The 11,328-nt window shown below is 53.8% G+C and carries 11 protein-coding genes, 1 tRNA gene and 2 pseudogenes; 10 read left to right on the top strand and 4 right to left on the bottom strand.

Annotated elements, in window-relative coordinates; genetic code table 11:
- The first annotated feature begins 92 nt into the window (after positions 1–92).
- The 8 genes and pseudogenes from ACXJJC_RS09360 (at position 93) to ACXJJC_RS09325 (ending at position 7,593) form a co-directional block, all read left to right on the top strand.
- Positions 93–1,664 (top strand): annotated as a pseudogene (locus tag ACXJJC_RS09360) (ABC transporter substrate-binding protein).
- Positions 1,665–1,723: 59 nt separating this feature from the next.
- Positions 1,724–2,735: pseudogene (locus ACXJJC_RS09355) on the top strand (ABC transporter permease).
- Positions 2,736–2,744: 9 nt separating this feature from the next.
- Positions 2,745–3,602, top strand: a complete 858-nt coding sequence (locus tag ACXJJC_RS09350) for an ABC transporter permease (RefSeq protein WP_456371271.1) — start codon at positions 2,745–2,747, stop codon at positions 3,600–3,602.
- On the top strand, positions 3,602–4,549 hold the full coding sequence (locus ACXJJC_RS09345; protein WP_456371273.1) for an ABC transporter ATP-binding protein: 948 nt from the start codon (positions 3,602–3,604) through the stop codon (positions 4,547–4,549). Before ACXJJC_RS09350 ends, ACXJJC_RS09345 begins: the two co-directional genes overlap by 1 nt.
- Positions 4,546–5,517, top strand: a complete 972-nt coding sequence (locus tag ACXJJC_RS09340; protein ID WP_456371269.1) for an ABC transporter ATP-binding protein — start codon at positions 4,546–4,548, stop codon at positions 5,515–5,517. Before ACXJJC_RS09345 ends, ACXJJC_RS09340 begins: the two co-directional genes overlap by 4 nt.
- 22 nt (positions 5,518–5,539) lie before the next feature.
- Positions 5,540–6,124 (top strand): HAD family hydrolase, encoded by a 585-nt coding sequence (locus ACXJJC_RS09335; RefSeq protein WP_456371268.1) that lies wholly within the window; start codon positions 5,540–5,542, stop codon positions 6,122–6,124.
- A complete protein-coding gene (locus ACXJJC_RS09330; RefSeq protein WP_456371267.1) occupies positions 6,111–6,755 on the top strand; it encodes an endonuclease III domain-containing protein in 645 nt (214 codons plus the stop codon). Before ACXJJC_RS09335 ends, ACXJJC_RS09330 begins: the two co-directional genes overlap by 14 nt.
- A gap of 25 nt (positions 6,756–6,780) precedes the next feature.
- The gene (locus ACXJJC_RS09325; RefSeq protein WP_456371265.1) at positions 6,781–7,593 is read left to right on the top strand and encodes an ArsR family transcriptional regulator; all 813 of its coding nucleotides are present in this window, start codon (positions 6,781–6,783) and stop codon (positions 7,591–7,593) included.
- Here ACXJJC_RS09325 and ACXJJC_RS09320 read toward each other — a convergent pair.
- The 3 genes from ACXJJC_RS09320 to dapB are packed head-to-tail and all read right to left on the bottom strand — an operon-like array spanning position 7,568 to position 9,809.
- Positions 7,568–8,158 (bottom strand): FumA C-terminus/TtdB family hydratase beta subunit, encoded by a 591-nt coding sequence (locus tag ACXJJC_RS09320; protein WP_456371264.1) that lies wholly within the window; start codon positions 8,156–8,158, stop codon positions 7,568–7,570. The genes ACXJJC_RS09325 and ACXJJC_RS09320 overlap by 26 nt on opposite strands.
- 5 nt (positions 8,159–8,163) lie before the next feature.
- On the bottom strand, positions 8,164–8,985 hold the full coding sequence (locus ACXJJC_RS09315) for a fumarate hydratase (protein ID WP_456371262.1): 822 nt from the start codon (positions 8,983–8,985) through the stop codon (positions 8,164–8,166).
- Positions 8,986–9,035: 50 nt separating this feature from the next.
- Entirely contained in the window at positions 9,036–9,809 is a 774-nt protein-coding gene (dapB, locus tag ACXJJC_RS09310) for a 4-hydroxy-tetrahydrodipicolinate reductase (protein ID WP_456371272.1), read from the bottom strand.
- Positions 9,810–10,102: 293 nt separating this feature from the next.
- Between dapB and ACXJJC_RS09305 the strand changes: the two genes are divergently transcribed.
- Entirely contained in the window at positions 10,103–10,336 is a 234-nt protein-coding gene (locus ACXJJC_RS09305) for a hypothetical protein (protein ID WP_456371261.1), read from the top strand.
- Here the strand turns inward: ACXJJC_RS09305 and ACXJJC_RS09300 are convergent.
- Positions 10,307–10,377 (bottom strand) — tRNA-Gly (locus ACXJJC_RS09300). The two genes, ACXJJC_RS09305 and ACXJJC_RS09300, sit on opposite strands and share 30 nt — an antisense overlap.
- A gap of 173 nt (positions 10,378–10,550) precedes the next feature.
- Here ACXJJC_RS09300 and ACXJJC_RS09295 point away from each other — a divergent pair.
- Complete coding sequence (locus ACXJJC_RS09295) at positions 10,551–11,285, top strand: helix-turn-helix domain-containing protein (protein WP_456371259.1); 735 nt, start codon at positions 10,551–10,553, stop codon at positions 11,283–11,285.
- Positions 11,286–11,328 lie beyond the last annotated feature (43 nt).

The following is an 11,328-nucleotide window of genomic DNA, read 5'->3' as shown; positions in this document are numbered from 1 at the left end:
TGGAGCTGCGCATAATTTAAAGCCCAGACCTCCTTTGCACGTCCGGTTCGAAATTGGGTAAATTAAATATATTTGTCAGTTTACGTTAAGACATGGCAAGGCACAAGGTTCTGGTAGTGGGTCTTCTGCTTCTGGCACTGGTGTTCTTCGGGTGCGCCGGAGAGAAGCAGGAGTCCAAAGAGACGCCTAAAGCAGAGGTTAAGACAATTACCATAGGCGTCACCGACAAGATAACAGACCTCGATCCCGCAAATGCCTACGACTTCTACACCTGGGAAGTGATGAACAACATCATGGGCGGACTGATGAGGTACAAGCCGGGAACGACCGAGCTCGAACCATTCTTAGCTGAGAGCTACGAGGTACAGGATGGTGGCAAGGTGTACATCTTCCACCTGAGGAAGGACCTGAAGTTCGCTGACGGCACGCCATGCACGGCAGAGGATGTTGTGAGGAGCATAAAGAGAGTAATGGAGCTCCAAGGAGATCCGTCGTGGCTCGTTACTGACTTTGTTGAAAATGTGGAGGCCGTGGACCAGTACACCGTCAAGTTCACGCTGAAGAAACCCGTGTCGTACTTCCTCGCTCTCACCGCAACACCGCCGTACTTCCCCGTGCATCCTGACTACAAGCCAGACGCCATTGACCCCGACCAGATGGCAGGAGGAGTTGGGCCATACAAGATCGTGGAGTGGGTCAGGGACCAGGAGCTGATCCTCGAGACCAACGAGAACTTCTTCGGTGAGAAACCCAAGGTTGACAGGATCGTCGTGAAGTTCTACAAGGATGCTACAACCCTCAGACTCGCGCTCGAGAGGGGAGAGGTCGACATCGCATGGAGAACCCTCTCACCAGTTGACATATAGTCCCTGAAGGGCAAAGAAGGACTTCAGGTCATCGAAGCACCGGGCGGCTTCATCAGGTACCTCGTCCTGAACGGCAACGAAAACACAGACTTCCCGACGAAGGACAAGCTCGTCAGGCAGGCCATAGCTGCGGCGATAGACAGGCAGGATATCATCAACAAGGTCTACATGGGCACGATGGAACCGCTCTACTCGCTCGTTCCAAACGGAATGTGGAGCCACATTGATGCGTTCAAGGACAAGTATGGAGACGGCAACATCGAGCTTGCAAGGCAGCTTCTCAGCCAGGCAGGTTACAGCGAGGACAACAAGCTCAAGCTCGAACTCTGGTGGACTCCCACGCACTACGGTGACACGGAGAAGGACCTCGCACAGGTTCTGAAGGCTCAGCTCGAGAAGACCGGAATGATCGAGGTCGAGCTAAAGAGCGCGGAGTGGTCGACGTACGTTGACTACGCGAGAAAGTCGGCCATGATGGCTTCGCTCTTCGGCTGGTATCCGGACTACCTCGATCCCGACGACTACACCGCGCCGTTCCTGAAGAGCACCGCCAACAACTGGCTCGGATATCCGTACGCTGACGAGGAAATGGACAAGCTGATAGAAAATGCGTCAAAGTCTACCTCAATGCAGGAGAGAGAGGAGCTCTACAAGCAGATCCAGCAGAAGCTTGCTGAAGATGCACCCATAATCCCGCTGGTCCAGGGCAAGCTCACCGTTGTTGCAAAGGACAACGTTAAGGGCATAACGCTCGACCCGACGATGATCTTCAGGTACTACCTGCTGGATATATCCTAAATTTTTTATTATTTTTTGTTAACAAATATCTTTTTATTCTGACTTTTTGAATCAGGTCCATGTCCTCCCTCAAGGCGTACATCATAACGAGGACGCTGATGGTCATTCCGACCGTCCTGATTCTCCTGACCCTCGTTTTCTTCATCATGAGGATTCTACCCGGGGACCCGATATCCGCGATGGTTGGCCAGAAGGTGCCGGAAGAGGTTCTCGAAAGAATGAGGGAAGAGGCCGGACTGAACAAGCCCCTTGCGGTGCAGTACATTGACTACCTCAGGGGGGTTTTCACCGGCGACCTCGGAAACTCCATGATCTGGGGGAGAAGGCCCGTTGTTGAGGAGATAATGGACCGCTTTCCGGCGACGCTCGAGCTCACGATATTCGGGTTCACAATAAGCGTGCTTCTCGGAGTTCTTACCGGTTCCATAGCCGCATTCAGGAAGGGGCAGCAAGGTGGATGCGGGAATGAGGATATACAGCGTCGTCGCCTACACGCTATTCATTCCATGGTTTGGAATGCTCCTGCAGATGCTGTTCGGAGTTTACATGAAGGTCCTGCCAATAGGCGGGAGGATAACCCCCGGACTCGCGCCTGAACACATCACCGGCCTTTACGTCCTCGACTCAATACTCACCCTGAACCTCGAGTCACTCAAGGCCTCTCTCCTCCACCTGCTCCTGCCTTCGCTAACGCTCGGCATCGTTCTTTCGGGAGCTTACACGAGGATACTCAGGAACAACCTGATTGACGTCCTGAGTCAGGACTTCATAACCGCCTACAGGGCGAGGGGCGTGAGGGAGAGAAAGGTGATAAAGCACGCGATGAAAAACGCGTTCATACCCGTCGTCACCCTGATGGGTCTGCAGTTCGCCATACTTCTTGCGGGCGCGGTGCTCACCGAATCGACATTCTCCTGGCCGGGAATGGGAACGTTCCTGCTCGAGAGGATAGAGTACAGAGATTACAACTCCGTTCAGGGAGCGATAGTCTTCTACGCTGTCTTCGTCGCCCTGATAAGCCTGGTGGTGGACGTGATTTACGCGCTGCTCGATCCGAGGATAAGGTACTGAGGTGGTTTGATGGAGGTTAGGAACCTTGCCGCTGCAATCTTCTCAATCATTCCGAAGTACGAGGGCAGATACATGGTGATCACGGGAATGGCCATAGTTCTGACCATAGTCTTCATGGCCATCTTCGCCCCGGTAATCGCTCCCTACGACCCCGTTGAAATGAGTGATGACGTGCTGCAGCCCCCGAGCCTCAAGCACCCCATGGGCACGGACAACCTTGGAAGGGACGTGCTCTCGAGGATAATCTTCGGCTCGAGAATAGTTCTGATGGTCGTCTTCACAGCGGGACTGTTCTCCATGCTGATTGGCGTCCCCCTCGGACTCATTTCCGGTTATTACGGTGGAAAGCTTGACAGGGCATTATCCATGATAATGGATTCGATGTACGCCTTCCCCAGCCTGATCCTCGCGATTGCAATAGCCGCGGTTCTCGGACCGAGTGTCATAAACGCGGTGATAGCGATCTCCGTCGTTTACGTTCCCACATACTTCAGGATGATCAGGGGCCAGGTTTTGAGCCTGAAATCGAGGCTGTTCGTCGAGGCAGCAAAGACCATTGGCGCGAGCGACGCGAGGATTCTCGCAAGATACATACTGCCCAACGTCGTTCCAACGCTCGTGGTTGTTTTCTCCCTCAACATAGCCGATGCGATCCTTACCGAAGCGGGTTTGAGCTTCCTTGGCTTTATCGTCAGCGCTCCAACCCCGGACTGGGGGTTCGAGCTCGGTTCGGGAAGACCTTACCTTCCCGCAGGCTACTGGTGGATGATCACATTCCCCGGTCTGATGGTCATGCTGCTCTCCCTTGGCTTCGCGCTGATAGGTGAGGGCCTGAGCGAGGTTTATGCTCCGAGGAGGGAGAGATGATGCTCATCGATATCAGGAACCTTGAAACCCATTTCGTATCGAGGAAGGGTGTGGTGAAGGCAGTAGACAGGGTGAGCCTGTCCTTCGACTCCGGAGAGTTCGTATCGGTTGTGGGTGAGTCCGGGTGCGGCAAGTCAACCCTCGCCTACTCAATAATGAGGCTCATCTCCCCTCCGGGGAAGGTTGCCGATGGAGAGGTGTGGTTCGATGGCAGGGACCTTCTCAGGCTAAGCGAGGACGAGATGAGAGACCTCAGGGGCAGGGAGATTGGCATGGTCTTTCAGGACCCGATGACGAGCCTCGACCCTCTCGAAAAGATCGGCGACCAGATGGTCGAAACCATTCTGGAGCACATGGATATTGAGAAGAGGGAAGCGAGGGAGCTCGCCGGAGACATGCTCGAGAAGGTCGGACTTCCGAGGAACAGGCTGAACTACTACCCCCACCAGCTCTCCGGAGGGCAGAGGCAGAGGGTGATGATAGCCATGGCCGTTATGCTCAACCCCAAGCTCCTGATAGCCGATGAACCCACAACGGCTCTGGACGTGATAGTTCAGGAGAAGATAATGGACCTGCTGGACGAGCTTAGGGCCGAGGGAAAGGCGATTATGCTCATAACCCACGACTTTGCCCTCGCATCTGAGAGGAGTGACAGGATAGCGGTGATGTATGCAGGCTGGCTTGTGGAGTATGGAAAGGCGGATGAGCTCGTCAGCGAACCCCTCCACCCCTACTCTCAGGGCCTGATTCAATCCGTCCCGGACCTATGGATCGACAGGGAGATAAAGCCTCTCCCTGGCTCACCACCAGACCTCTCGAACCCACCGGAGGGCTGCAGGTTCAGGCCGAGGTGCAGCCGGGCGAGCGAGATATGCAGGAAAGAACCGCCGAGCGTGGAGGTTGACGGCAGGATCGTGAAGTGCTGGCTATACGAGGTGGGAGAATGATCAGGGTGGAGGGACTGAAGAAGTACTACCCCGTCCAGAAGTCTGCTATTGAGGCACTGATCTCGAGGAAGAGGGAGTACGTGAGAGCTGTTGACGGCGTAACGTTCAGCGTTGGAAAGGGTGAGGTACTCTCACTGGTCGGTGAGTCCGGGTGCGGGAAGACGACCACGGGCAGGATGATGGTGGGCCTCGAGGAGCCGAGTGAGGGCAGGATACTCTACCAGGGCAGGGACATCACGAAGCTGAGAGGGGAGGAGTTCAGGGAAATGAGGAGAAAGATTCAGATGATATTTCAGGACCCATACGCCTCACTGAATCCGAGGATGAAGATCGGAGACCACCTAACAGACCCCCTCCTTATTCACGGAATTGCAGACAGGGAGGAGGCAAGAGAGATTGCGATGAAAATGCTCGACAGGGTCGGCCTGCCGGGGGAGGAGTTTTACGGGAGGATGCCTCACCAGCTCTCCGGAGGGCAGAGGCAGAGGGTGGTCATTGCGAGGGCGATGATCCTGAGGCCGGAGTTTGTTGTTGCAGACGAGGCAGTCTCGATGATAGACGTCAGCCTTCGAGCATCCATCCTGCAGCTCCTGATGGAGTTCAAGAAAGAGTACGACCTGAGCATGCTGTTCATAACCCACGACATCTCCGTTGGCAAGATCGTGAGCGACAGGATAGCGGTGATGTACCTCGGCAGGATAGTGGAGATTGGAGACATAGACGAGGTTATCCACAACCCCAGACACCCCTACACGGCCGCTCTGCTCTCCTCGGTTCCCAGCTTCGTAAAGCGCAGGGAGAGGGTGGAGATAAGGGGCGACATCGCAAATCCGATAGACATACCGAAGGGGTGCAGGTTCCACCCGCGCTGCCCGTTTGCGAGGGACAAGTGCAGGAGGGAGGAGCCAGAAATAAGCGATGAAAGGCACGGATTCGCCTGCCACTACCCGCTTGACATAGCTTTTTAACCACTCTGGCAGACATCACTATGTGAAGCTCGTGGTCTTCGATTTGGACGGCACCCTGGTGGAGTTCAACATACCCGTTGACCGGATAAAGTCGCTGCTCGGGATAAAGGGCTCCATCCTCGAAGAGATTATGGGGAGCGACAGAGGCTATGAGATGCTGGAGGTTCTGGAGAGGTACGAGGTGGAGAGCGCGAGAAGGTCAAAGCTTTACCCCGGAGTGAGGGAGTTCCTGGAGCTTCTTGAAAAACACGGCGTGGTTACCGCTCTTTACACGAGAAATTCCCGGAAGAGCGTGAGGATAAATCTGGAGAGGCATCAACTGTCCTTCGACTACATATTCACGAGGGAGGATGATGTGAAGCCCTCCCCTCTCCCCATCCTGAACCTGATGGAGGAGGTAAACGCGGAGGGGAGTGAGGTGGCGATGGTTGGCGATTACGTCTTCGACTACCAGACTGCGAGGAATGCCGGAGTGCAGTTCTGGATGCACCTGAACAGCAGGAACAGGGAGTTTCTGGACAAATTCTCGATCAGGCCCGATCTCTCCTTCTCGAGTTTCTACGAGCTATCCAGCATTGTGAGGAGGATGCTGAATGGACCTCGATAGGATTCTGGACGTCATGGAGGTGGAAGCTAAAAGGAGAAACGCTCCGATCTACTCCCTAAAGGAGAGGACGACCGATCCATTCAGAGTGCTCGTCGCTGCCATTCTGTCAACGAGGACGAGAGACGAGCAGACCGCCAAAGTAGTGAAGAGGCTCTTCGAGAGAGTTAAGAGCGTGGAGGACCTCAGGAGGATTTCTGAAGATGAGCTCGCGGAGCTGATAAGAGGCGTGGGATTCTACAGGAACAAGGCGAAAATGCTGAAGGCCCTCGCTGAAGAGCTCAACGGCGAGAACATCCCATCCACGATGGAGGGGCTCCTCAAGCTGCCCGGTGTTGGAAGGAAGGTCGCCAACATCGTCCTTTCCGAGGCTTTTGGCGTGAAAACGATTGCTGTTGATACGCACGTCCACAGGATATCCAACAGACTCGGGCTGGTGAGCACAAGAACTCCGGAAGAAACCGAGAGAGAGCTGAAAAAGGTGGTTCCGGAGAGACTCTGGAGGAGAATAAACAGGGCGTTCGTCGGTTACGGCCAGACTGTGTGCAGACCAGCAAGCCCGAGATGCTCGGAGTGCAGAGTTGCGCAATTCTGCAACTATTTTAAAAATTCCGTGCAGACTCGAAAAGTTTAATTTTACAGCAGCACAAATCCCGATCATGGATGCGAGAGAGCTTATACGCGAGCTGAGTCAGCAGGGAAGAATAGAGATTCTGAGGAACCTTAGAGATTCCTCAAAGTCTGCCGCCGAACTTTCAAAGATGGATGGTCTGTCACCCTCCACAGCCTCGAGAGCGCTGTCCAGACTTTCCGAGTTTGGGGTCGTGGAGAGGGACAACGGAACCTGCAGGCTTACCGGTTTTGGAGTCGCGATCGAAAAGCTGCTTTCCGTGGTGGAGCACCTGTACGATTTCAGGGAGGACATAATGGCAATTCCCGAGTTCATTTCGATTCTGCCTCCCGGCTTTGTGGCGGGATTTCACAACCTCAGGAAGGCAAGGGTTGTGAGTCTTGACGAGGCGTTTGAGATTGGAGTGGAGAAAATTGCCAACTCGAAGAGCTACGGGCTTTACGTTGATAAGGTGATAAGCTACGACATTTACAAGCTGATGGCAGAGAAAAATCTGGAGGGCGTGGAGGAGAGAGTCATCTCCAATCACGCCACGGTTTTCGACAGGGCCTCCACTTTCAGGAAGGTTCTCACTGACATGAATCTCTCCGCCGAGGAGTACGACGTTATTGCAAGCAGGGTTCAGGTCAGGGTGTTCGACACGCCGATTCAGATGGCGATAATTGACGGGGAGTTTGCATTTCTGCAGCTTAACGACAACCTCGACAGGTTCTACGTCTCTGAGGACAGGAACTTCATAAGGTGGTGCGAATTCCTGTTCTGGTACCTGTGGGAAATAAGTGAGGACGCAAGGTTTCCGGAAATAGTGAGGGAGGTCAAAGCTGAGAAAGGATTTTCCTGAAGTTCTCCTCCACCCTGTTCTCCACCTCTCTGTAAAGGCTGTTGCCCTTCGCATCTATCCCAACGATGCACGGCCCGAAGTTCTCGACCTCGAAGACCCAGGCCGCTTCCGGCATCCCCAGATCCTCCCAGTAAACTCCGGTAACTCTCTTTATTGCCTGCGCTGCGAGAGCTCCTGCCCCCCCGGTGTAGGCGAGGTACACTCCCTTGCCCTTCAGTGCATCAACCACCTCCCGATTCATCCCTCCCTTTCCGACTATGACCATGCTCTCAACCCTCTCGAGCAGCCTGGGTGTGAGCGGGTTCATTCTCGCCGAGGTTGTTGGACCCGCTGAAATTGCCCTGTACCCCCCGCTCTCCTCGACTATTATCGGCCCGCAATGATAGAGGACGACCTCCTCGATTCTGAAGGGGAGCTCTTTCCCCTCGTCGAGGTACTCCAGCATCCTCAAATGCGCCTCGTCCCTCGCCGTGATCATCGTACCCGTGATGAACACCACGTCGCCAGCATTCAGCTTCAGTATCTCCTCCTTTCCTATCGGGGTTTCGAGCCTGTACTCTGCCATATCGATCACCTCAACACTGCTGAAGCTCTCCTGTTTGCCCAGCACTGTATGTTCACGGCAACAGGCAGAGAGGCGGTGTGGCAGTGCCCGGTTTCCACGAGAACTGCCAGAGCTGTCGTCCTGCCACCAAGCCCCCCCGGCCCGATGCCGAGGCTGTTTATCTTCTCAAGCAGGCTCAGCTCGAACTCGCTCATCTCCGTCATGTTCCTGAGCAGGGCCTTTTTGGCAAGCTTTGCAGCGCCGTCAAATGTGGAGCCTATGCCAACCCCAACGACTATCGGCGGACATGGCTTTCCACCAGCGTTTTTCACGACCTCAATGATGAACCTCTCCACGTCCCTCACCTGACTCGGAAGAAGCATTCTCAAGGCAGAGACGTTCTCACTCCCAGCTCCTTTCGGCAAAACCGTTAGCCTCAGCTCATCACCCTCGACGATCTCCGTGGTTACTACCGGCACGTGCATGCCAACATTCGTCCCGGGGTTCTCTCTCGTCAGTGGATGAACAGCGTTTGGTCTGAGTGGCACCACCCTGGTTGCCCTCCTGACCCCCTCAACTATCGCGTCTTTGAGGTTGAAGTCAAGGCACAGCTCCCTGCCGACCTCTGCGAAGATTATCGGCAGGCCTGTGTCCTGGCACATCGGCACCCTGAGACTTTTTGCCGCCTCTATGTTCTGAAGTATCGCCTTCAGAGTGTTCCTTGCGATCTCGTTGTCCTCCCTCTCGTAGGCCCTCTTCAGAGCCTCCACCACGTCATCCGGCAGCTCGGTTTCAGCCTTTCTGAAGAGCTCGACGACAGTTGAGGCTACATCCTCAAAAGACACCATGTTCAATCCCCTTCACTGACTCTCCGCGAAAAAAGATAAAGGCTTCGAAATCATATTCCGAGGACATCGTTCATTGAGTACAGCCCGGGCCTGCCGATCTTGGCCACCCACTTCGCTGCCCTGATCGCTCCCCTCGAGAAGGCTTCCCTGTTCCAGGCCCTGTGTGTAAGCTCGATCCTCTCTCCAAAGCCTATGAAGAACGCGGTGTGCTCTCCAACAACGTCTCCCCCCCTGACTGCGAAGATTCCGATTTCATCATCGCCCCTCAGGCTTTCACCCTCCCTGCCGAAAACGAACCTCAGGTCCTTTCCAGATGCCTCCTTCATGACCTCCCCCGACTTTAAAGCCGTGCCGCTCGGCGCGTCTCTCTTGAAGCGGTGGTGGATCTCGACCATCTCCATGTCGTAGTCCGACAGCTTCTCAGCCAGCATCTCCAGGGCTTTCCAGAATACGTTCACGCCAACGCTGAAGTTGGGTGAGAGCACCACTGGAATTCTGCTGGCAAACTCCTCAATCCTCCTCCTCTGCTCATCTGAAAGTCCCGTCGTGCCAACTACAGCTCTGACGCCCTTCTCGGAGCACACCTCGAGGAGTCTCATTGTCGCTGAGGGGACTGAGAAGTCCACGACGACGTCGCAGGAGAGCTCCTCAACATTGTCTGAAATAGCAATGCCGAGCCTTCCGACTCCAGCAACTTCCCCAGCGTCCTCCCCCACCCTCGAAACGTCGAAAGCCTGGACAACCTTCAGTCCATCCTCAATTGCGTTCTTTATCACGAGCCTCCCCATTCTTCCTGCAGCACCGTGAACGGCTATCCTCATGATTTTTTATGGGTGAGCATCGTAAAAAAAGATTTTGTCGATCCGCTCTTTTTTTGGAAATTTTGTGGCTCAAGGCGTTGATAGATGCGTGTGAACACATGTGACGTTTTCCATTGGAACTGCGTGATCGCATCTTGCAGACAATTTGGAAAGGCCGCAGTCGAAACACGCAATCAGGCAATGCTGCCAACACTGTCTTTACACACGTTTTTCCAATAGCATCTTCGAAATCCCCGCCATAATCATAGCAGGAGCTGCTGGCTTCAAAATTCCCTGCAAGGTAAGCAGATGCTCAGATGGCAAAAAGGATCGAAATTTCAGCAGTTTTAATCGGAATTGCGGCGTGGATAGAGGTGACCGTAACGCTGAAAATAGCAGAGCACTTTTTTAAGCATGTAACCTCCAGAACATGGGGCTGGACTGGACGGGCTGTGAAAACGCCTGTCACACATACCCGGAAATCTGAGTACATGCATAAAGCAGAGATTAAAAACGCAACATGCGCGGGCCGGGATTTGAACCCGGGCTAACGCCTCGGAAGGGCGTTGTCCTACCACTAGACTACCCGCGCAGCAGCAAAACCCCTTCTGTGATTTGCTTAAAAAACGTTTCGGTGAGTGTGCTGCTGTGCCATTCTCAGAATTTTGCGCATGGTCGAAACCTGCTTTATATCTGACGCCCACATAATGATTAATAGTTGAAGAGACAAAGGTCCAGTTGAGAAGATGTTGCGGGGAAGTGAAGATGGGTCTCAAAAAGGTAACCCTCAGGCTCTGGCACCCGGAGTGCTGGTCGATAGAGTCTACCAAGGACCACCCCGGCATATGTCTCGTAACTAAAGGAGTTTTCAAGCTCGAAAATGAGGTGAGAGCGAACTTTCACCTCCTGGCGGAGAGTTACGAGGATCTGAGAAGCTACATAGCAGACATAGAAAAATACTCCAAGTACGCCAGAGAGGTGTACGTCATCGGAAAGAGCGACCTTGAGGCGGACATTCACGCCCGCTTTCCGTCGCACACCACCTTTTACGACAGGGTGTTTTCCCTCGAGTTCATGCCAATGAGGGTCTCGATATCGGGCGGTTACGAATACTGGACCATACTCATCGACGAGGAAAAGATGAGCGACACTCTGAACAGACTGCTCAGGGTCGATGGCATAGAGGTGGAGGTCTTGAGCATAACCAACCTGAAGTCCTTCGAAGATGAGGAGGGGGAGGACATTGTCGATCAGATTTCGAGATCTCTCTCGATGAAGCAGAAGAAAGTGCTTGTTGAGGCTTACAGGAGGGGGTATTTCGAGTGGCCAAGAAAGACGAGCGTTGACGAGCTCGCCAAAAGTTTTGGAATAGCCAAGTCCACCTGCCTCCACCACCTGAGGGTGGCAGAGTCGAGGATCATGAAGAGGTTCATGGAGGAGCTCAGGGACAGGGAACCGCATCTTGTAGATATAAAAACCACTTCGAAGTATCTTTTTTAACAAATTTTTTAATAAAACTCGATATTAAAAACTATCATGATTT

It is taken from the genome of Geoglobus sp. (assembly GCF_054018175.1).
Note: the sequence above shows the minus strand (reverse complement) of the source record. Positions and strands in the feature narration are given on the sequence as shown.